The following is a 21014-nucleotide window of genomic DNA, read 5'->3' on the forward strand; positions in this document are numbered from 1 at the left end:
GCAGCCGTCAGCGCGCGGGACGAGGGGCGGGACAGGGCCGGATCCGGGGCGTTGCGGCCTCGTGAACGTAGCCTCGGAAGTGCCGCGTGGGGCGCTTGACACGAAAATCGAACATCCATTCTCATGGAGGCTCCGGTGAGGCTCGTGGCGGGGATTTTGTTCCAGTTGGGACGGATAAGCGCCTGAGTTATCCACAGGCCGGACCGGCGTCGGGGCGCATTGTCAGTGGCAGGCGTTAGCGTCTTTGACGTGAAGCGATCGACTCAAGCAAATCGGGTGGAACCCATGGCAGGAACCGACCGCGAGAAGGCCCTGGATGCCGCTCTCGCACAGATTGAACGGCAATTCGGCAAGGGCGCGGTGATGCGCCTCGGCGAGCGGCCGAACGAGCCCATCGAGGTCATCCCCACCGGGTCGACCGCACTCGACGTCGCCCTCGGCGTCGGCGGCCTGCCGCGTGGCCGCGTGGTGGAGGTGTACGGCCCGGAGTCCTCCGGTAAGACGACGCTGACGCTGCACGCCGTGGCGAACGCGCAGAAGGCGGGCGGCCAGGTCGCCTTCGTGGACGCGGAGCACGCCCTCGACCCCGAGTACGCGAAGAAGCTCGGCGTCGACATCGACAACCTGATCCTCTCCCAGCCCGACAACGGTGAGCAGGCCCTGGAGATCGTGGACATGCTGGTCCGCTCCGGTGCCCTCGACCTGATCGTCATCGACTCCGTCGCCGCGCTCGTTCCGCGCGCGGAGATCGAGGGCGAGATGGGCGACAGCCACGTCGGTCTGCAGGCCCGCCTGATGAGCCAGGCGCTGCGGAAGATCACCAGCGCGCTCAACCAGTCCAAGACCACCGCGATCTTCATCAACCAGCTCCGCGAGAAGATCGGCGTGATGTTCGGCTCCCCGGAGACCACGACCGGTGGCCGGGCGCTGAAGTTCTACGCCTCGGTGCGGCTCGACATCCGTCGCATCGAGACACTCAAGGACGGCACCGACGCGGTCGGCAACCGCACCCGCGTCAAGGTCGTCAAGAACAAGGTCGCGCCGCCCTTCAAGCAGGCCGAGTTCGACATCCTCTACGGCCAGGGCATCAGCCGCGAGGGCGGTCTGATCGACATGGGCGTGGAGAACGGCTTCGTCCGCAAGGCCGGCGCCTGGTACACGTACGAAGGCGACCAGCTCGGGCAGGGCAAGGAGAACGCCCGTAACTTCCTGAAGGACAACCCCGACCTCGCCAACGAGATCGAGAAGAAGATCAAGGAGAAGCTGGGCGTGGGCGTGCGTCCGGAGGAGCCCGCCGCCGAGCCGGGCGCGGACGCCGCGGTGGCTGCGGGCACGCCCGTGGCCGACCCCGCCAAGGCCGTTCCGGCTCCCGCCGCCAAGGCCGCCAAGACCAAGGCTGCGGCTGCCAAGAGCTGATCCGTGACGCGACGAACGGACTGGGCCGAGTACGTCCACCCCGACACCCCCCGGGAGGCGGGGGGCGGGGGCGGGGCCGACGGTGGCCTTGCCCAAGGCGCCCACGGTGGCGACGGCTGGTCGGAGAGTTGGTCGGACGGCGGCTCGTACCGGCCTGAAGGGGCGCAGGGCGAGACCGGGGAGGCCCGGCCCCGTGATGGCCGGGCGCGGCGCGGCGGCGGAGGCGGTCCACGTGGCGGGCGTGGGCGCCGGCGGCGCGATTTCGGAGAACGGTCCGCCGAGGACGGAGGCGCTTCCTCCTCGTCGAGGGCCGAGCAGGGGGAGCCTTCAGGGGACCCGGCTGAGCGGGCACGGGCGATCTGCCTGCGCCTGCTCACCGGGACTCCGCGCACACGCAAGCAACTCGCCGACGCCCTGCGCAAGCGGGAGATCCCCGACGACGTGGCGGAGGAGGTGCTCTCGCGGTTCGAGGAGGTCGGGCTGATCAACGACAGCGCCTTCGCGGACGCCTGGGTGGAGTCCCGGCACCACGGCCGGGGACTGGCCCGGCGCGCGCTCGCGCAGGAACTGCGGACAAAGGGGGTCGACTCGGCGCTGGTCGAGGAGGCCGTCGCCCAGCTCGACTCCGAGCAGGAGGAGGAGACGGCGCGCGAACTCGTCGCCCGCAAGCTGCGCTCGACCCGCGGCCTCGACCGCGACAAACGGCTGCGCCGCCTCGCCGGCATGCTCGCGCGCAAGGGCTACCCCGAGGGCATGGCCCTACGGGTGGTCCGGCAGGCGCTGGAGGAAGAAGGCGAGGACACGGAGTTCCTGGACGGTGACGGGGGCTGAGCTCAACGAGGGGGAGGGGCGGGAGGGGGAGGGGGAGGGGGAGGGGGACCCAACCCAAGAAGGGCGAAGGCGGTGGCGAGTCGCCCGCCTTCACCGCACGACCCGGTTCCGGACACGGTAGACGCGCGGGGGCGCCGATCGTGTCCAGGGCCGGGCGGGGGAGTCGGCGGTAGCGGCGGCCCACCGCCCCTTTCTCTTTGGCCGGCCTCCACCATCCAGGACGGTGTGCGTCCTCATCCAGGACGGTGCCTGTCCTCCGACGGCCGGCCCTCGACGAGCCATGCCCTCTCGGTGGGCGCGCTGGTTGCCGCACTGGGCCTGCCTGCCTGCCGACCGGTGCGGCCCAAGTCGACGACACCACGTTCGCCGTGTCCCGCCGATCTCTCGGCCGCGGGGTGGGGATAACCCCCCGCTGAGGACGCCGGACCACCGCAGTGCACAGGCATCTGTGCACAGGCGACTGTGTACGCATGTCCCAGGAACCCGGTGCCGACGAGCCCTCAGAGGTGGAACCCGAGGAGCCGCCAGAGGCGAAGAACCCGCCCGCGTCCCCCATTGAGCTCGGCGACCTCGCCGCGCTCAGGGCGCTCGCCCAGCCACGCCGTCAGCGCATGCTCGAACACCTCACCCTGCACGGCCCGGCCACCTCGGCGACCCTCGCCCGAGCCCTCGGCCTGAACACCGGAGCCACCAGCTACCACCTGCGCGAGCTGGCCAGGTACGGCTTCGTCGAGGAGACGGCCGAGGTCGGGCGCGCGGAGCTGTCCGCGCATCGGGAGCGCTGGTGGCGGGCGGTCCCCGGCGACCGCCGGTTTCCGCCGCGCAGCCGCCAGAGTCCCGAACTGCGGCATGTGATGGACGAGTTGAACCACCATGCCTACGCAGCGGACCTGGACCTCTTCGAGCGGCTCCAGCGGGACGCGGACGACGGTGACCCGTGGGCGGACGCGTTCCCCTACTCACGCGGCACCATCCGGCTCACCCTGCCCGAACTCCGTGAGTTCTTCGAGGAGTACATCGCCCTCCTCAACCGCTACAAGCGACCCGACTCCGAGACCCCACCGGGCGCACGCACCTTGCTCACCCGCTTCCTGGCCTTCCCCGCACCGGCACCGACACCGGCACCGGCACCCACCCCCACTCCAGCCTCTGCACCCACCCCTGCCTCCGCCGCCGGACCAGCGCAGGACCACGACCCCGCAGGCCACCCACGCAACAGAAGAGAGACCGATCCCTCATGATGCTGCGCTACGCCCTGAAGACCGTCCGTGCCCGCAAGGCAGGCTTCTTGGGTGCCTTCCTCGCGCTGTTGTGCGCGGCCGCCCTGATCACCGCGTGCGGCACCCTCCTGGAGACGGGGTTGCGGGGCACCGTCCGTACCGAGCGCTATGCCGCCGCCCCGGTCGTGGTCTCCGCCGACCAGAACGTTCACCAGACCACCGTCAAGCACAAGAAGGGCAAGACGAAGGTCAAGCACAAGGCCAAGCCCATCGCCGAGCGTGCCTGGCTCCCGGCCGACCTGGAGCGCAGGCTCGTCGCCGCACCCGGCGTGGCTCGAGTGATCCCCGAACTCACCTTCCTCGCCGAACCGTTGACACCCGACGGCACCCCGGGCGCCGACGGCAGACCCGCCTACGGGCACGCCTGGGAGTCCGCCGTACTGACGCCGTACCGGCTCACCGCGGGGACGGCTCCCGCAGCCGCCACCGATGTCGTCGTCGACGGCGACCTCGCCGCACGCGCCCGCCTCGCGCCGGGCGACCGGCTCACCGTCCAGTCGACGCAGGCCCCGCGTACCTACCGCGTCTCCGGCATCGCGGCCTCCGCCACCGCCGTACGCCACCAGACGGCACTCTTCTTCTCCAGCGCCGAGGCCCGTCGGCTCGCCGCACACCCCGGGCAGGTCTCCGCGATCGGCGTGCTGCCGAAGGCGGGCACCGGGCCGGGTCGGCTCCGGGAGGCCGTGGCCACGGCGCTGCACGGCACCGGCGCGCAGGTCAGCGCCGGTGATGACCGAGGGCCCGTCGAATTCCTGGACGCCGCCGCGGTCCGCACCAAGCTGGTCAGCATGGGCGGAGCGATGGGCGGGACCTCGCTGCTCGTGGCGGTCCTCGTGGTCGTCGGAACCTTCGCGCTCTCCGTCCAGCAGCGCGAACGCGAACTCGCCCTGCTGCGTGCCATCGCCGCCACCTCCGGACAGGTCCGCAGGCTCCTCGGGCGCGAGGCCCTGATCGTCGCGCTGGCCGCGGGCACGGCCGGAGCGCTCCTGGGGCTTCCCCTGGGGGCGTGGCTGCACGGCAGGTTCGTCGCCCTGGGCGCCGTGCCCGCCACGCTCCAGCACGCCGTGAGCGTCCTCCCGCCGCTCGCCGCCGTCGCCGCGACCCTGATCGGAGCCTGGGCCGCGGCGCGGGTCGCCTCCCGCCGGGTGGCCCGGATCCGCCCGGCCGAGGCGCTCGCAGAGGCCCGGACCGAACGCGCCAGGCCCGCCTGGGGGCGTCTCCTCGCAGGTCTGCTGCTGCTTGCCGGTGGTGGCGTCCTGGTCGCCCTGCTCAGCGTCCTGCGGACCGAGCCCGCCTCGACGCCCGTGACCTTCCTCGCCGTCGTCGTGCTGTCCACCTCCGTCGCCCTTCTCGGGCCGCTCCTGGTCAAGGCGGCCGCGCTTCTCCTGGCCGGTCCGCTGCGCCTGACCGGTCCCGGCGGCAGGCTCGCCACCGCCAACCTCCGCGGCAACGCCGTCCGTATGGCCTCCGTCGTCACCCCTCTCACTCTGCTCATCGGCATGACCTGCACGGTGCTGTTCGTGCAGCCCACCCTCGGCGACGCGGCCCGCGCCCAGGCCCGCGAGGGCGTCCGCGCCGACTGGGTCGTCGCCTCCCACGGCCCCGGCGTCCCGGGCGACGCGGCACGACAACTCCGTACGCAGGACGACGTCGTCACCGAGGTGGTCCGTACGACTGTCCGGGTCGGCCTCGACAAGTACGCGGCCCAGGGCGTCACTCCGGCCGGCATCACCCGCACCTGGGACCCCGATGTCACCGCCGGCTCCCTCGGCGAACTCGCCGAGGACACCGTGGCCGTCAGCGAACTGGCCGCGGACCAGCTCCACTTGACGCCTGGCAGCCCTCTGAAGCTCACGCTCGGTGACGGCACACCCGCCATGCTCACCGTCGCCGCCGTCTACGCCAGGGGCCTCGGCTTCGGAGACCTCACCTTCGCGCACGACCTGGTCGCCCGCCACGTCGACAACCCGCTCTCCTCCTCCCTCCTCGTCAGCACGGCCCGTACACAGACACAACTCGTGACTACGCTGCGTGAGTTCCCGGGACTCGCGGTGATTTCTCCGGCCACGGCCGACTCGCTGCAGGCCGAGCGGCAGCAGGCGAACGCCGAGGTCAACTTCCTGGCCATGGGACTCGTCCTGGCGTTCACGGCGATCGCCGTGGTCAACACGCTCGCCATGTCGGTCTCCGAACGCGTCCGGGAGTTCGCGCTGCTGCGCCTCGCGGGGGCGACCCGTCGTCAGGTGCTGCGCATGCTGCGTACCGAGGCCCTGTCGGTGCTTCTCCTCGCCGTCGCCCTCGGCAGCGCCGTCGCTCTGGCCGTCCTGACCGCGTTCAGCGTCGGCATGACAGGGCGGGCGGCCCCGGCGGTCGTACCGCTCGTGTACGCCACGGTGGTCGCCGCAGCCGGGCTCCTCGCGCTCGTCGCCACCGCCCTGCCGGGACGCGTGGCGCTCAGGGTCCGCGCGGTGACGGTGGCGACGGCCAAGGAGTGACGCTTCCGCCGCCTGCGCTCTCCGCACCCGCTGGTGAGACCTCGAGGGCGCAGGGCCGCGTGCTACGTCCTGGCTACGACGTCACCGGGAGTCCCGCCGCCTTCCACGCCTGGAAGCCGCCGACCAGGTCGGTGGTCCGATGCAGTCCCAGTTGGTGCAGGGACGCGGCGGCCAGGCTCGACGCGTAGCCCTCGTTGCAGATCACGACAACCCGTACCTCGTGGCTCGTGGCCTCGGGGAGGCGATGACTGCCCTGGGGGTCCAGCCTCCACTCCAGCTCGTTGCGCTCGACGACCAGGGCGCCGGGGATCAGACCGTCCCGCTCGCGCAGGGCCGCGTACCGGATGTCGACGAGCAGCGCCTCCCCCACGCGGGCGGCCTCGTACGCCTCCCGAGCCTCCACGCGCGCGTACCCTGCGCGGACCCGCTCGAGCAGCTCGTCGATCCCGGGTGGCCGTTCGCCGCCCGGTTGCCCCTCCCGGGGTGTGCTCGCGCCGCTCACTGCCAGTCCTGCGGCCGCTCGACCTGCTCGAGGCGCAGCACCTGTCCCGTACGGCTGTAGCGGCGGATGCGCGGCAGCGGCGGGTAGTAGGCGTGGACGGAGATGGCGTGGTCCTCGGTGGACTCGTTGAGCACTTCGTGAACGTGGTGACGTCCGAAGGAGCGGCCCCGGCCGGCCGGCAGCGTGCGCCTGCGGTCGATGCCGGCCGTCAGCTCCAGGGTCTTCCAGCCGTCGGTGGGCAGCCGCGCGGTGAGTGAGTGCTCCTTCAGCTCGCCCTGCGCGGTCAGGAAGGCCCCCACCGAGTCGGCGTGGTCGTGCCAGCCGGTGCCGGTGCCGGGCGGCCAGCCGATCAGCCAGGCCTCGCTGCCGCCGGGACCCTCCAGGCGCACCCAGGTGCGGCCCTCCGGGTCGAGGGGGAGCGAGGAGATCAGCTCGGCGTCGGCGGCCGTGCGGCGGACGAAGTCGAGGAGGTCCGCCTGCGTGGGCGCGGCGACGGCGGTGGACAGGGAGGGAGAGACAGACATGGACACCGTCCTGAGAATCTTCGCGGAGAGCGCGCCGGCATGCGCGAGCGCAGGTGCGCATGCCGGCGCGCGCCGGTGGAAAAGGGGGGATGCGAATTCAGCAGGACGGGCGACACACGCAGCCCGCATAGCGGACGAGGTCCATATGGACCCTCCGCCACAGGCGCACATCGGTGTCGGTCACGGTGCGGAGTACACCACGCCGGTGCAACCGGGTCAACTGACTGTCACCATGTGGACCGCACAGTGACAGTCGGTAGGCCGTGCGTCTGTTTACCTGGGAGTGACGGGTGACGGCGGGCGGGCGCCGCGCCGTCACTTGGCTGCGGAGCCCGCCGTGGCCCCGGCCGCGGACGCTTCCTGCGCTCCCATCGGCCCGCCCACCGCCGCCTCCGCCGCCGCGTACAGGTCGGCCGCGCGCACCCCGTTGAGCGCGGTGACCAGATGGCCGTCGGGCCGGATCAGCAGGACGGTGTGGGCGGCCGCGCCCGGGTAGCCCTCGGCCACCAGCAGCTCGGCCGGGCTGGGCAGGGCTGTCACCGCGGCGGCGAGCCGGGGCATGATTCCGGCGCTCACCCAGTGCCTGCGCTCCCACACGCCCGTGCCCGGCGCGATCAGCAGGACGAGCAGCGCGCCCCGGCCGAGCCGGTCCCGCAGTCGTACGAACGAGCCGTCCTCCGCCGTCACGCGCACGTCCTCGACCGGCGCGCCGGGCGGCGTGTCCACCGGAACCTCTGCCTCCAGGTGCCGGGGGGCGAGCGGGGAGCCGTCGTACGTGCCCGGCGCGCCCAGCGGGCCGCGCCCCAGGTGGCCGTCGGTGAGCAGCACGTCGTGGCCGCGGGCCGCGCCGGGGACGTACGCCCTTATGCCCGCGCCGCCGCGCAGCAGCGGCAGCGCCTGGTCGGCGGCGCGCAGCCGGGCCGCGACGACCGCGCGCCGCTCCGCCTGGTAGCTGTCGAGCAGTGCCTCGTGCGGCCCGTGGTGCCAGGCCAGCGCCAGCTTCCAGGCGAGGTTGTCGGCGTCCCGCAGGCCCTCGTCGAGGCCCTGGGTGCCGAGTGCGCCGAGCAGGTGGGCGGCGTCCCCGGCGAGGAAGACGCGCCCCACGCGCCAGCGCCGGGCCAGCCGGTGGTGCACGGTGTGGACGCCGGTGTCGAGCAGTTCGTACGCGGGTGTGGAGCCCTCGTTCCAGCCCGCCAGGGTCTCGCGGACGCGGGCCACGAGCAGTTCGGGGGTGACGAGGTCCTTGCCGGGCGGCAGTAGCCAGTCCAGGCGCCAGACGCCGTCCGGCAGGGGGCGACCGGTGATCTCCCCCGCGGAGGGGCCGGACGTCCGCCACGGGGGCGTCCGATGGAGCAACGCCTCGTCGGCCCACGGAAGTTCCGTGCGCAGCGCGGCCACGGCGTGTCGTTCCACCGCCGTGCGGCCGGGGAAGCGGATGTCGAGGAGTTTGCGGACCGTGGAGCGCGGGCCGTCGCAGCCGACCAAATGGCTGCCGCGCCACCAGGTGCCCTTGGGGCCGCGGGTGTGCGCCGTGACACCGGAAGGTTCCTGCTCGATGGTGTCCAGACGGCTGTCCACGGCGATCTTCACCAGCCGCTCGCCCGCGAGGGCGGCGCGCAGGGCACTCGTGAGCACGTGCTGGGCGATGTGCAGGGGGGCGGGGTCGGTCGCGTCGTCGAAGGTGATCTCGCGAGTCACCTGCTTGCGCCGCACAGACCGCCATCCGGCCCAGTGCATCCCGGCCTCGTCGAGGGGCGCCCCGGTCAGCCGCTCCATCAGTGCGGCGGTGTCCTCGCGCAGGACGACGGTGCGCGCGAGCCGCGGTTCGTCCTTGCCGGGGCCCTCGTCGAGGACCACGGACGGCACCTGCTGGCGCGCCAGTGCCAGGGCGAGCGTGAGCCCCACCGGCCCCGCTCCGACGATGATCACCGGGTCCACGGCGTGGCGCCCCCTGCCCGCGACGGTGTCCTCAGGGACGTAAGTGAACAAGAGGTAGGAGCAGGGTGCACGATCACAGAACGTATGCAACCCATTGCCGCTGCTTGCGTCAAGTGACGGAGGCAGCGGCGCGCACGCCACTGCCTCCGTACAGGTCACACCACATGAGCGAGCGTCAGGCGGACGCGCCGCTCCCGAAGCCGCCGCCGATCTCGGCCGCGTTCAGGTCGTCGACCTTCTCGACGCCGAGGACCGCGCCCGTGCTGCGCTTGCTGCGCCGCAGACGGCGCTCCAGCCAGCTCGCGAAGCTGGTGAGGATGAAGTTCAGCAGGATGAACATGGCCGCGACCACGATGAAGCTCGGGATGACGTTGGCGTAGTTGGCCGCGAGGGTGCCGCGCGAGTTGAGCAGCTCGGTGAAGCCGATCATCACACCGCCCAGCGCCGTGTCCTTCACGATGACCACGAGCTGGCTGACGATCGCCGGGAGCATCGCCGTGACCGCCTGCGGGAGCAGGATGCTGTTCATCGTCTGGCCCTTGCGCAGGCCGATCGCGTACGCCGCCTCCGTCTGGCCCTTGGGCAGGGAGAGGATGCCGGCCCGGACGACCTCGGCGAGGACCGAGGCGTTGTAGAGCACCAAGCCGGTGACGACGGCGTAGAACGGCCGGTCGTCGCTGGTGACGTCCGTGGAACGGGCGTAGAACTCGTTGGCGAACAGCATCAGCAGCAGCACCGGGATCGACCGGAAGAACTCGACCACCGTGCCGGCCACAGCCCGCACCCACCGGTGGTCGGACAGGCGTGAGATACCGAAGACCGCGCCCAGCGGAAGGGCGATCACCATGGAGAGGGCCGCGGCCTTCAGCGTGTTGGCGAGGCCGGGGAGCAGATACGTCGTCCAGGCCTCGGACTCGGTGAACGGCTTCCACAGGGCGGAGGTGAGCTGGTTCTTCTCGTCCATCTTCTGCCACACCCACCACGCGAACAGGGCGAGGAGGACGAAGAAGACGACCGAGAAGATGACGTTGCGCCGCCTGGCGCGGGGGCCGGGAGTGTCGTAGAGGACCGAGCTCATCGCTTCACCGCCAGTCGCTTGCTGAGCCAGCCCAGGATGAGGCCGGTCGGCAGGGTCAGTACCACGAACCCGAACGCGAAGACCGCGCCGATGAGCAGCGTCTGCGCCTCGTTCTCGATCATCGTCTTCATCAGGTAGGCGGCCTCGGCGACGCCGATGGCGGCCGCCACCGTGGTGTTCTTGGTCAGTGCGATCAGGACGTTGGCCAGCGGTCCGATGACCGAGCGGAAGGCCTGCGGCAGGACGATGAGCGTGAGGGTCTGGCTGAAGCTCAGCCCGATGGCCCGGGCCGCCTCCGCCTGTCCCAAGGGCACCGTGTTGATGCCGGAACGGATCGCCTCGCACACGAAGGCCGCGGTGTAGGCGACCAGACCGAGCACGGCGAGCCGGAAGCCCTGGACGTCGAAGTCCTCGGCGCCCAGGGTCATGCCGAAGACGTCGGCGAGGCCCAGCGAGCTGAAGAGGATGATGACCGTCAGGGGAATGTTCCGGACGATGTTGACGTAGGCGGTGCCGAAGCCGCGCATCAGCGGGACCGGGCTGACCCGCATCGCGGCCAGCAGGGTGCCCCAGATCAGGGAGCCCACGGCGGAGAGGGCGGTGAGCTTCACCGTCATCCAGAACGCCCCTAGGACGTCGTAACCTTCAAGAAAGTCGAACACGATCTCCCGCGCTTCCGGGTGGGTGGCGTATGAGGAGGGCGGGGCGCGCCGCCGCCGTGATCGCGACGGACGGCGGCGCACCGCAGGAACCCCGCTTGGCTGGACGCTGCTTACGAGGCGTTCGGGACGATGACGCCGATCTTCGGGGCCGGCTCGTTCTTGTAGCCCGCCGGGCCGAAGTTGGCCTCGACCGCCTTCTGCCAGGAGCCGTCGCTGACCATCGTCTCCAGCGCCTTGTTGATCTTGTCCACGGTCGCGGTGTCGCCCTTCTTGACGCCGATGCCGTAGTTCTCGTTGCTGAGCTTCAGGCCCGCGAGCTTGAACTTGCCCTTGTACTGGTCCTGCGAGGCGAAGCCGGCGAGGATCGAGTCGTCGGTGGTGACCGCGTCCACGGCGCCGCTCTGCAGGCCGGCGATGCACTCCGAGTAGGAGCTCAGCTCCTTCAGGTTCGCCTTCGGGGCGATCGTGTCATGGATGTTCTGCGCCGAGGTCGAGCCGGTCACGGAACACAGTTTCTTGCCGTTGAGGTCCTCGGCCTTGCTGATCTTCGAGTCCGACTTGAGCAGCAGGTCCTGGTGGGCCAGCAGGTACGGGCCGGCGAAGTCGACCTTCGCCTTGCGCTTGTCGTTGATCGAGTAGGTGGCCGCGATGAACTTCACGTCACCGCGCGCGAGGGCGTTCTCGCGGTCGGCGCTCTTGGTCTCGACGAACTCGATCTGGTTCGGCTCGTAGCCGAGCTGCTTGGCGACGTAGGTGGCGACGTCCACGTCGAAGCCGGCGAACGACCCGTCGGGCTTCTTCAGGCCGAGACCGGGCTGGTCGTACTTGATGCCGACCTTGATCTTTCCGCCGCCGCCGGCGCTGGCGCTGCTGCTGCCGCTGTCGTCCTTGTTGTCACCGCCGCACGCGGTGGCGGTCAGGGCGAGGACGAGGACGGCGGCCGAGGCGGCGGTGACCTTGCGAAGCTTCATGGGGAACTTCCTTAGAAGAGTGGTGAAGTACTGCGAGCGGTGCTGAGTTCCAGTCAGTGGTGAAGGATCTTCGACAGGAAGTCCTTGGCACGGTCGCTGCGCGGATTGCTGAAGAACTGGTCGGGCGCAGCCTCTTCGACGATGCGCCCGTCCGCCATGAACACCACGCGGTTTGCAGCCGATCGTGCGAAACCCATCTCATGGGTGACGACGATCATGGTCATGCCGTCCCGGGCCAGCTGCTGCATGACTTCGAGGACCTCGTTGATCATCTCGGGGTCCAGCGCCGAAGTCGGCTCGTCGAAGAGCATGACCTTCGGGTCCATCGCCAGCGCCCGCGCGATGGCGACGCGCTGCTGCTGGCCGCCCGACAGCTGTGCGGGGTACTTGTCGGCCTGGGTGCCCACGCCGACCCGGTCCAGGAGGGCGCGGGCGTTGTCCTCGGCCTTCTTCTTGTCGGCCTTGCGGACCTTGATCTGGCCGAGCATCACGTTCTCGAGCACGGTCTTGTGCGCGAACAGGTTGAACGACTGGAAGACCATGCCGACGTCGGCGCGCAGCCGGGCCAGCGCCTTGCCCTCCTGGGGCAGTGGCTTGCCGTCGATCGTGATCGTGCCCTCGTCGATCGTCTCCAGACGGTTGATGGTGCGGCACAGGGTCGACTTCCCGGACCCGGAGGGGCCGATGACCACGACGACCTCTCCGCGGGTGATCGTCAGGTCGATGTCCTGGAGAACGTGCAACGCGCCGAAGTGCTTGTTGACGCTCTTCAGGACGACCAGGTCACCGCTCGGTACCGCGTCTTCCTTGGTCACCGATACTTCGGTCATCGCTCTGGGGCTCCGTCCTCCTCGGTTTCGGAGGACAGTAGTGACCACCTGCGACCAGCGTCATTACATCTGAGGGGAATCTGAGCATCACGATCCGATAGCAATCGGACACGTGTCGTAGCACTTGTGACCTGCGCCCGTATCGGCCGGATAACGGAAGCCGCGTGCAACCGGAACCCTCTTGACTGCGTCCTCGTCCATCAGCGTGACTGCCATGATGCACACACGCGTGTGCCCGCGTTTTTTTCGCTTACGAGAACCGTACGCCCGTAGTTGTGAGTCAGACCGTATGCCCGATGAACCGAAGGAGGACGGGATGAGACTGCTGCTCGTCGAGGACGACAACCACGTCGCCGCCGCCCTGTCCGCGGTCCTGAAGCGGCACGGTTTCGACGTCACCCACGCGCGTAGCGGCGAGGAAGCGCTGCAGGCGCTCGTGCCGGAGGGGCCCGGCTTCGGGGTCGTGCTGCTCGACCTGGGCCTGCCCGACCAGGACGGGTACGAGGTCTGCGGCAAGATCCGCAAGCGCACCGCCACCCCGGTGATCATGGTGACCGCCCGCTCCGACGTACGCTCCCGCATCCACGGCCTCAACCTGGGCGCCGACGACTACGTGGTGAAGCCCTACGACACCGGGGAACTGCTCGCCCGTATCCACGCAGTCAGCCGCCGCACCCCCGTCCACGAGGACCTGGCATCGGCCGGCGAGGACGCGCTGCGTCTGGGCCCCGTGCAGATCGAGCTGCCCACGCGACGCGTCACGGTGGACGGTTCGGTTGTCCAACTGACCCGCAAGGAGTTCGACCTCCTGGCACTGCTCGCCCAGCGCCCCGGTGTGGTCTTCCGCCGGGAGCAGATCATCAGCGAGGTGTGGCGCACCAGTTGGGAGGGCACGGGACGCACCCTGGAGGTGCATGTGGCCTCCCTGCGCGCCAAGCTGCGCATGCCCGCGCTGATCGAGACCGTGCGCGGCGTCGGTTACCGGCTCGTCGCTCCGGCCGCGTAGCGGGGACCGCGGTTGCGTACCCGTCTCCTGCCTCTGCTCATCGTCCTGATGGCGGCCGTGCTGCTGGCCCTCGGGGTGCCACTGGCCGCCAGTGTGGCGGGCGCCCAGCAGCAGAAGGTGGTCGTCGACCGCATCGACGACACCGCGCGCTTTGCTGCGCTCGCCCAGTTCGTCACCGCCTCGTCGGGTACGAGCGACTCCGCGGTGACGCCCACGAACGAGCGACGCGAGACGCTCGGCCGGGAACTCGCCAGCTACTACGACGTGTACGGCGTTCGTGCCGGTGTCTTCTACGGCACCGACACCCCCATGGCTCATGCTCCGAGGGACTGGTACCTCCCGGAAACGGGTGAGGTACGGGAAGCCTTCGAGGAGGCGCTGCTCAGCCGTCGCAGCCACGACCCCCAGCAGGTGTGGCCGTGGCAGCGCAGCCGGCTCGTCGTGGCGTCGCCGGTCATCCGGGACGGTGACGTCGTCGCGGTCGTCGTCACCGACTCGCCCACCGGGGCCATGCGGTCCCGGATCCTGCACGGTTGGCTGGTCGTCGGCGCGGGCGAGGTCGCCGCGATGCTGCTGGCCATCGGCGCCGCCCTGCGTCTGACCGGCTGGGTGCTCAAGCCCGTCCGCGTGCTGGACGCCACCACCCACGCGATCGCCAGCGGCCGTCTGAAGTCCCGGGTAGCGGTGGCCGGCGGACCGCCGGAACTCCGGCGGCTGGCCGGATCGTTCAACGAGATGGCGGACAACGTCGAGGACGTGCTGGAGCAGCAGCGCGCCTTCGTCGCCGACGCCTCGCACCAACTTCGCAACCCGCTCGCCGCCCTGCTGCTGCGCATCGAACTGCTGGGCTACGAACTCCCGGAGGGCAACGAGGAGATCGCCTCCGTCCAGAGCGAGGGCAAGCGCCTGGCCCAGGTCCTGGACGACCTGCTCGACCTGGCGCTCGCCGAGCACGCCGAGGCCGACCTGCGGGTCACCGACATCGGCGCGCTGGCCGCCGAGCGCGTCGCCGCCTGGGCGCCCACGGCCGAGGCCAAGGGCGTCCGACTGGTGGGCGACTGCCCGGCCACCACGGCGTGGGCCGACCCGGTGACGCTGTCCAGCGCTCTGGATGCCGTGATCGACAACGCGGTGAAGTTCACCCCCGAGGGGAAGAGCGTCGAGGTCACGGTCGCCGCCGACGGCGAGACCTCGACCGTCGTCGTCACCGACAACGGGCCAGGGCTGACCGACGAGGAGCTCACGCGCGTGGGCGACCGTTTCTGGCGCAGCGGCCGCCACCAGAACGTCAGGGGCTCGGGCCTGGGCCTGTCCATCTCAAAGGCCCTGCTCGCGGCGGGCGGCGGCGCCCTCTCCTACGACCACCACAAGCCCAGTGGGCTGACGGCGACGGTGTCGGTGCCGAGGTCGCCGGCGACGTAGCGAGGGGCCTGCGGTCGAGGGGGCCTACGGCACGGAGGGGCGGCACGGAGGTGCCTACGGCTTGACCGAGCGGTAGTAGCGGCGGGCGCCCTCGTGGAGCTTGAGCGGGTCGGTGTAGATGGCCGTGCGCAGGTCGACCAACTGGGCGGAGTGCACGTGCGCGCCGATGCCGTCCCGGCTCTTGATCACGGTCCGGGTCAGCCACTCGGTGAGCCGGGGATCCATGTCCGTACGGGTCATCAGCAGGTTGGACACCGCGATCGTCGCCACCGTGGAGCCGTTCTGGATGGTGGGGTAGGCCGACTCGGGCATGTTCGTGGCCCGGTAGTAGCTGGTGGAGTCGTCCTGGTCGTGCATTTTGGCGACGAGCCCGGGGCTGATCGGCACGAACCGGAAGGTGAACGTGTCTGCCAGCTTCTCCAGCCCGGCCGTCGGCACCCCGCCGGACCAGAAGAACGCGGCGATCTTGCCCTGTTTCAGCTGTTGGGGGCCGGTGTCGATGCCCTCCGACACGGCCTTGATGTCCTTCGCCGGGTCCAGGCCCGCTGCCGTGAGCACCCGCTCGGCGATCAGTCGCACACCCGAGCGGGGGAGCCCCGTCGCCACGGTTCGGCCCCGCAGATCCGCGACGGACCGGATGTCCGAGTCGCGCGGCACGACGAGCTGGACGTAGTCGTCGTACAGACGGGCCACCCCGCGCAGCCGGGCCGCCGAGCCGGGGTGCTGCCGCTCGTACGTCTCCACCGCGTCGGCCGCGGCGATGGTGAAGTCGGCCTCGCCGGTCGCCACGCGCGCGACGTTCTCCTGCGATCCGTTGCTGGTCGACAGCGTCACGTTCAGGTCGGGCATGTCCTTGGCGAGCTCGGCGCGCAGCCGGCTGCCGTACTCATAGTAGACGCCGCTCGTCGTGCCCGTGCTGAAGGTGATCGACCCGTGCGGCGGCTCCTCGCCGAGCGGCTGGAGCCACCACAGCAGCAGCCCGAGGAGGACGGCACCGACGGCCGTGCCCTGTAGGGCACGGCGCCTGCCGACACGGGAGAACACCTTGGACATGGGCGCGATCCTGCCAGTCGGCACGCGGTGCTGGCCAGGGCGGGGCTTTCCGGGCCGGTTGCGGACGGGCCGGAGGGGAGTGTCAGTGGCCGTCGTTACAGTCGGTGCATGAGTTCTTCCTCGCCCGCCGACCTGGTCCGTGAGTTCCACCGTGCCTTCGGGCTCGACACCCGCAGTACGCCGACGGAGGTGTCCCCGCGCCTTGCCGCGCACCGTGGGGAGCTGCTCGCCGAGGAGGCCGCGGAGGTCGCCGAGGTGTCGGTGAGCGGCCCGCTGGACCGGCTCGCGCACGAGCTGGCCGACGTCGTCTACGTCGCGTACGGCACGGCTCTGGTGCACGGGATCGACCTCGACGCGGTGCTCGCCGAGATCCACCGGTCCAACATGACCAAGCTGGGCCCCGACGGCCAGGTCGCACGCCGGGCCGACGGCAAGGTTCTCAAGGGGGAGCACTACGAGGCGCCGGACGTGTCCGCGGTGCTGCGCCGCCAGGGCTGGATACCCGGCGGCGCGGCCTGAAGCCGGGGCGGCCCGTTACGACGTCCCGCCGCCCACCGGCTCCCCTTTCCGGTGCAGCGCGCTCAGCGGGACGTCCCGCTGGTACACGGGCGCACCGAGGCCGTCGTCCGCAGCGTGCCGCTCAGATCGAGACCTCCGGCACGGCCGCGAACAGTCGGCGTCGAACACCAGCCGGTGCCGGCGCGGTGCCGGTGACCGTGCTACGGCTGTGCCGCCGTGCCCTGCTGTGACGGGCCGGTGACCAACGGCGACGGGAGCGGTGCCGTCCTCGGAAAGGAAGGGAGGCGGGCGTTCTCCGGGGAGCGCCTACCCTTGAGCCATGACCAGCAGCAGCGACCGGAGCCTCGCGGTGGACGTGCACACAAAGAGCTACGAAATCCGCACTTATGGGTGCCAGATGAACGTCCATGACTCCGAGCGATTGTCCGGGCTGCTCGAAGAGGCCGGGTACGTGCGCGCCCCCGAGGGGTCGGACGGCGACGCGGACGTCGTCGTCTTCAACACCTGCGCGGTGCGCGAGAACGCCGACAACCGGCTGTACGGCAACCTCGGCCGGCTCGCGCCGATGAAGACGAAGCGCCCCGGGATGCAGATCGCGGTCGGCGGCTGCCTCGCGCAGAAGGACCGCGACACCATCGTGAAGAAGGCGCCCTGGGTGGATGTCGTCTTCGGCACGCACAACATCGGCAAGCTGCCGGTCCTGCTGGAACGCGCGCGCGTGCAGGAGGAGGCCCAGGTCGAGATCGCCGAGTCGCTCGAGGCCTTCCCCTCCACCCTGCCGACGCGCCGCGAGAGCGCCTACGCGGCCTGGGTGTCGATCTCCGTCGGCTGCAACAACACCTGCACCTTCTGCATCGTCCCGGCCCTGCGCGGCAAGGAGAAGGACCGCCGCACCGGCGACATCCTCGCCGAGATCGAGGCGCTGGTCGGCGAGGGCGTCTCCGAGATCACCCTGCTCGGCCAGAACGTGAACGCCTACGGCTCCGACATCGGCGACCGCGAGGCCTTCAGCAAGCTGCTGCGCGCGTGCGGCGCGATCGAGGGCCTGGAGCGCGTCCGCTTCACCTCCCCGCACCCGCGCGACTTCACCGACGACGTCATCGCTGCCATGGCCGAGACGCCCAACGTGATGCCGCAGCTGCACATGCCCCTGCAGTCGGGTTCGGACACGGTCCTGAAGGCGATGCGCCGGTCGTACCGGCAGGAACGCTACCTCGGGATCATCGAGAAGGTCCGCGCCGCCATTCCGCACGCGGCGATCACCACCGACATCATCGTGGGCTTCCCCGGCGAGACCGAGGAGGACTTCGAGCAGACCCTGCACGCGGTCCGCGAGGCCCGCTTCGCGCAGGCGTTCACGTTCCAGTACTCCAAGCGGCCCGGCACCCCGGCGGCGACCATGGAGAACCAGATCCCCAAGGAGGTCGTCCAGGCGCGCTACGAGCGTCTCGTCGCCCTCCAGGAGGAGATCTCCTGGGAGGAGAACAAGAAGCAGGTCGGCCGCACCCTGGAGCTGATGGTGGCCGAGGGCGAGGGCCGCAAGGACGGCGCCACCCACCGCCTCTCCGGCCGTGCCCCCGACAACCGCCTGGTCCACTTCACCAAGCCGGAGCGGGAGGTGCGTCCCGGCGACGTCGTCACCGTGGAGATCACGTACGCCGCCCCGCACCACCTCCTCGCCGAGGGCCCCGTCCTGGACGTGCGCCGCACGCGCGCGGGAGACGCGTGGGAGAAGCGCACCGAGGAGAAGGCGGCGAAGCCGGTCGGCGTCCTGCTCGGCCTGCCCAAGATCGGCGTGCCCGCACCGCTCCCGGTGGCCACGGGCAGCGGCTGCGGCTGCGACTGACGGCCGGGCGACACCCCGACGGGGTGCCCCGTGGATGATCTGCGGGGTTACCCTGCCGATCATGCTTGTCGCCGCCGCAGTCTGCCCCTGTCCGCCCCTTCTCGTGCCCGAGGTCGCCGCGGGCGCCGCTCCCGAGCTGGACGCGGCGCGCACCGCCTGCTCCGACGCGCTGGCCGTGCTGGCGGCAGCCCGGCCGGACCGGCTGGTGGTCGTCGGGCCCGCCGAGCAGGCAGGGCGCGGCTCCTACCCGGAGGGTGCGCGGGGCTCGTTCCGCGGTTTCGGAGTGGACCTCGGCGTACGGCTGGGCCGGGGCGGCGGGGACGCGCCGTTCGAACGCGCCCTGCCGCCGTCCCTCGCCGTCGGCGCCTGGCTGCTGGAGCGGGCCGGGTGGTCGGCCGCCCCGGTCGAGGCACTCGGTGTGGGGGAACCCCTCGCGGCCGAGCGGTGCGTCGAGGTCGGACGGGAGATCGGCGCGGCGGTGGGGCGGGTCGCGCTGCTGGTGATGGGCGACTCCAGCGCGTGCCGGACGCTGAAGGCGCCGGGCTATCTCGACGAGCGCGCGGCACCGTTCGACGCGGAGGCCGCACGGGCGCTCGGTACGGCGGACGTGGCGGCACTCAAGGCGCTGGACGCGGAGCTGGCGTACCAGCTCAAGGCCTCGGGCCGGGCGGCCTGGCAGGTGCTCGCGGGCGCCGCCGAGGACGCCGGGCTGGCGGGCGCGCTGCTGTACGAGGACGCGCCGTACGGCGTGGGATACCTGGTCGCGACCTGGTCGTAGCGTCCTTGGACCGGAGGGCGTGAAACGGCGGACGGCCGCGAGCGTTTCCGCTCCGCGGCCGTCCGCCGATCCACGCTCGGTCACGAAGCCGGTGGGGGCGGGGTCGGTGGCGTGAACGTGTCACCGCCGCCCGCCGGGGGCTCGTTCTTGTGCGCGAGCCGGTCCATGGCGCCCTTGGCCTTGTCGGTGCCCGTATGGATCTTGTCGCGGTACTTGCCCTTGGTCTTCTCGTCGACGACGTGCGCGGCCTTGTCGAGACCGTGCTGGACCTTGCCCCCGTGCTGATGCGCGAGGTCAGAGACCTTGCCCTTGGCCGGGGCGAGCCTGGCCTTCAAATTGTCCAAAAGACCCATGGGTCACCTTCCCTCGCGGGTTCCTTACGTGCGGGCGCCTTCGCCGGCCTCGCTGTCGGCCGCTTCCTCGGCGGACTGCTGCCGGGGGATCTCGACGCCGTCGGCCGCGACCGGCTCCGTCGCCGGTTCCGTTTCCGTCGGCGTGTCGCCCCCGGCTTCGGTTGCGGCCGACGGCGTGGCCTCCGCAGCCGGTTCCACGTCGGTACCGCCCTCCGGCGTACCGGCCGCTGTCTCGGCGGCGGTCGTCGCCTCCTCGGTAGCCGCCTCCTCCGTGACCTTCGACCTCCGGAAAAGTCGCGCCAAAACGCCCATATCCACTCCATACGGTACTCGTGCGGGCGAAATCCCGCGTTGGCCGGTGCGTCCGATTGCGCCACCGGGGGTCGCCGCCCCTGCGAAGGGTGACGGGAATCTCGCAACGGGCAACGACGCCGGACCGGTGCCGTCACGTAACTCGTTCGAGGGCGGGGGTCGAGGTTTGCGAGACTGGTGCCGTGAGCAGCGCACCCCCCGCCCCCCGCGTCATCGCCGTCGTCGGACCGACCGCGGCCGGAAAGTCCGATCTGGGCGTATTCCTGGCCCAACGGCTCGGCGGCGAGGTCGTCAACGCCGACTCCATGCAGCTCTACCGAGGGATGGACATCGGCACCGCCAAGCTGACGCCCGAGGAGCGCGGCGGCGTCCCGCACCACCTCCTGGACGTCTGGGACGTCACGGTCACCGCCTCGGTCGCCGAGTACCAGAGGCTGGCACGCGCCCGGATCGACGCTCTGCTCGCCGAGGGCCGTTGGCCGATTCTCGTCGGCGGCTCCGGGCTGTACGTCCGTGGCGCCGTCGACAACCTGGAGTTCCCCGGCACCGATCCCGAGGTCCGCGCCCGGCTCGAGGAGGAGCTCACGCTGCGCGGCTCGGGCGCGCTGCACGCCCGGCTGGCCGCCGCCGACCCCGAGGCCGCGCAGGCGATCCTGCCCGGCAACGGCCGCCGGATCGTCCGGGCCCTCGAGGTGATCGAGATCACCGGCAAGCCCTTCACCGCCAACCTGCCCGGTCACGACTCCGTCTACGACACCGTCCAGATCGGGGTCGACGTGGCGCGCCCCGAACTCGACGAACGCATCGCCCGCCGCGTCGACCGGATGTGGGACGCAGGGCTCGTGGCCGAGGTCCGCGCGCTGGAGGCGCGGGGCCTGCGCGAGGGGCGTACGGCCTCACGCGCGCTCGGCTACCAGCAGGTCCTCACGGCCCTGACCGGCGAGTGCACCGAGGACGAGGCGCGCGTGGAGACCGTGCGTGCCACCAAGCGCTTCGCGCGCCGTCAGGATTCGTGGTTCAGGCGCGATCCGCGGGTGCACTGGTTGAGTGGGGCCGCGGCTGATCTCGCAGAACTTCCGGAGCTCGCGCTGGCGTTGGTGGAACGACCGGTCACAGCCTGATCACGTCATGGCATCGGGACGCCCAGGCCGTCATCCGGGCCTCCGGTGCCGTGCCATCATCGAGCTTCGATCGACAA

Annotated in this window: 21 protein-coding genes; 10 read left to right on the top strand and 11 right to left on the bottom strand. The window is 71.1% G+C overall.

Translation table 11 applies throughout. The annotated features are described in order from the left end of the window. Positions 1-285: 285 nt before the first annotated feature. The 4 genes from recA to OG289_RS36410 all read left to right on the top strand — a co-directional run bounded on the left by recA (position 286) and on the right by OG289_RS36410 (position 6022). Complete coding sequence (gene recA / locus OG289_RS36395; protein ID WP_327318275.1) at positions 286-1416, top strand: recombinase RecA; 1131 nt, start codon at positions 286-288, stop codon at positions 1414-1416. Positions 1417-1419: 3 nt separating this feature from the next. Then, the gene (gene recX, locus OG289_RS36400; RefSeq protein WP_327318276.1) at positions 1420-2247 is read left to right on the top strand and encodes a recombination regulator RecX; all 828 of its coding nucleotides are present in this window, start codon (positions 1420-1422) and stop codon (positions 2245-2247) included. Between the two features lie 470 nt (positions 2248-2717). Then, the gene (locus OG289_RS36405; RefSeq protein WP_327318277.1) at positions 2718-3488 is read left to right on the top strand and encodes a helix-turn-helix domain-containing protein; all 771 of its coding nucleotides are present in this window, start codon (positions 2718-2720) and stop codon (positions 3486-3488) included. Continuing rightward, complete coding sequence (locus OG289_RS36410; RefSeq protein ID WP_327318278.1) at positions 3485-6022, top strand: ABC transporter permease; 2538 nt, start codon at positions 3485-3487, stop codon at positions 6020-6022. Before OG289_RS36405 ends, OG289_RS36410 begins: the two co-directional genes overlap by 4 nt. Positions 6023-6095: 73 nt before the next feature. Here the strand turns inward: OG289_RS36410 and OG289_RS36415 are convergent, their stop codons facing one another. From OG289_RS36415 to OG289_RS36445, 8 genes are all read right to left on the bottom strand, one after another. Beyond that, positions 6096-6524 (bottom strand): rhodanese-like domain-containing protein, encoded by a 429-nt coding sequence (locus OG289_RS36415; protein ID WP_327318279.1) that lies wholly within the window; start codon positions 6522-6524, stop codon positions 6096-6098. Further along, positions 6521-7048 carry a cysteine dioxygenase gene (locus OG289_RS36420; RefSeq protein ID WP_327318280.1) on the bottom strand — a complete coding sequence of 176 codons (528 nt, stop codon included), beginning with the start codon at positions 7046-7048 and terminating at the stop codon, positions 6521-6523. Before OG289_RS36420 ends, OG289_RS36415 begins: the two co-directional genes overlap by 4 nt. A 97-nt stretch (positions 7049-7145) precedes the next feature. Then, positions 7146-7367 (bottom strand): putative leader peptide, encoded by a 222-nt coding sequence (locus tag OG289_RS49810; protein ID WP_442819004.1) that lies wholly within the window; start codon positions 7365-7367, stop codon positions 7146-7148. Further along, on the bottom strand, positions 7364-8986 hold the full coding sequence (locus OG289_RS36425) for an FAD-dependent monooxygenase (RefSeq protein WP_327320908.1): 1623 nt from the start codon (positions 8984-8986) through the stop codon (positions 7364-7366). The genes OG289_RS49810 and OG289_RS36425 overlap by 4 nt, the downstream gene beginning before the upstream one ends. Positions 8987-9161: 175 nt before the next feature. Further along, positions 9162-10064, bottom strand: coding sequence for an amino acid ABC transporter permease (locus tag OG289_RS36430; RefSeq protein WP_327318281.1), 903 nt, complete (start codon positions 10062-10064; stop codon positions 9162-9164). After that, positions 10061-10726, bottom strand: a complete 666-nt coding sequence (locus tag OG289_RS36435; RefSeq protein ID WP_327318282.1) for an amino acid ABC transporter permease — start codon at positions 10724-10726, stop codon at positions 10061-10063. The genes OG289_RS36430 and OG289_RS36435 overlap by 4 nt, the downstream gene beginning before the upstream one ends. A gap of 110 nt (positions 10727-10836) precedes the next feature. Beyond that, on the bottom strand, positions 10837-11697 hold the full coding sequence (locus OG289_RS36440) for a glutamate ABC transporter substrate-binding protein (RefSeq protein ID WP_327318283.1): 861 nt from the start codon (positions 11695-11697) through the stop codon (positions 10837-10839). Between the two features lie 53 nt (positions 11698-11750). Next, positions 11751-12527 carry an amino acid ABC transporter ATP-binding protein gene (locus OG289_RS36445; protein ID WP_327318284.1) on the bottom strand — a complete coding sequence of 259 codons (777 nt, stop codon included), beginning with the start codon at positions 12525-12527 and terminating at the stop codon, positions 11751-11753. 316 nt (positions 12528-12843) lie between these two features. Between OG289_RS36445 and OG289_RS36450 the strand changes: the two genes are divergently transcribed. Both OG289_RS36450 and OG289_RS36455 read left to right on the top strand, forming a co-directional pair. Then, positions 12844-13533, top strand: coding sequence for a response regulator transcription factor (locus OG289_RS36450; protein ID WP_327318285.1), 690 nt, complete (start codon positions 12844-12846; stop codon positions 13531-13533). A 12-nt stretch (positions 13534-13545) separates the two neighbouring features. After that, the gene (locus OG289_RS36455; protein ID WP_327318286.1) at positions 13546-14955 is read left to right on the top strand and encodes a sensor histidine kinase; all 1410 of its coding nucleotides are present in this window, start codon (positions 13546-13548) and stop codon (positions 14953-14955) included. A gap of 54 nt (positions 14956-15009) precedes the next feature. On the opposite strand, the gene OG289_RS36460 is transcribed toward OG289_RS36455, so the two are convergent. Further along, entirely contained in the window at positions 15010-16008 is a 999-nt protein-coding gene (locus tag OG289_RS36460) for a TAXI family TRAP transporter solute-binding subunit (RefSeq protein WP_327318287.1), read from the bottom strand. A gap of 108 nt (positions 16009-16116) precedes the next feature. On the opposite strand from OG289_RS36460, the gene OG289_RS36465 reads away from it, so the two are divergent. The 3 genes from OG289_RS36465 to OG289_RS36475 all read left to right on the top strand — a co-directional run bounded on the left by OG289_RS36465 (position 16117) and on the right by OG289_RS36475 (position 19151). After that, positions 16117-16527, top strand: coding sequence for a MazG nucleotide pyrophosphohydrolase domain-containing protein (locus OG289_RS36465; RefSeq protein ID WP_327318288.1), 411 nt, complete (start codon positions 16117-16119; stop codon positions 16525-16527). Positions 16528-16846: 319 nt separating this feature from the next. Continuing rightward, on the top strand, positions 16847-18373 hold the full coding sequence (miaB, locus tag OG289_RS36470) for a tRNA (N6-isopentenyl adenosine(37)-C2)-methylthiotransferase MiaB (RefSeq protein ID WP_327318289.1): 1527 nt from the start codon (positions 16847-16849) through the stop codon (positions 18371-18373). Positions 18374-18434: 61 nt separating this feature from the next. Next, positions 18435-19151 carry a class III extradiol dioxygenase subunit B-like domain-containing protein gene (locus OG289_RS36475; RefSeq protein WP_327318290.1) on the top strand — a complete coding sequence of 239 codons (717 nt, stop codon included), beginning with the start codon at positions 18435-18437 and terminating at the stop codon, positions 19149-19151. Positions 19152-19231: 80 nt separating this feature from the next. Here the strand turns inward: OG289_RS36475 and OG289_RS36480 are convergent, their stop codons facing one another. Beyond that, positions 19232-19504: an antitoxin gene (locus OG289_RS36480; protein WP_327318291.1), complete on the bottom strand. Its 273-nt coding sequence runs from the start codon at positions 19502-19504 to the stop codon at positions 19232-19234. 24 nt (positions 19505-19528) lie between these two features. Continuing rightward, positions 19529-19816 carry a hypothetical protein gene (locus tag OG289_RS36485; RefSeq protein ID WP_327318292.1) on the bottom strand — a complete coding sequence of 96 codons (288 nt, stop codon included), beginning with the start codon at positions 19814-19816 and terminating at the stop codon, positions 19529-19531. A 182-nt stretch (positions 19817-19998) separates the two neighbouring features. On the opposite strand from OG289_RS36485, the gene miaA reads away from it, so the two are divergent. Beyond that, on the top strand, positions 19999-20937 hold the full coding sequence (gene miaA / locus OG289_RS36490) for a tRNA (adenosine(37)-N6)-dimethylallyltransferase MiaA (protein ID WP_327318293.1): 939 nt from the start codon (positions 19999-20001) through the stop codon (positions 20935-20937). Positions 20938-21014 lie beyond the last annotated feature (77 nt).

Source organism: Streptomyces sp. NBC_01235 (assembly GCF_035989285.1).
Lineage (GTDB): Bacteria > Actinomycetota > Actinomycetes > Streptomycetales > Streptomycetaceae > Streptomyces.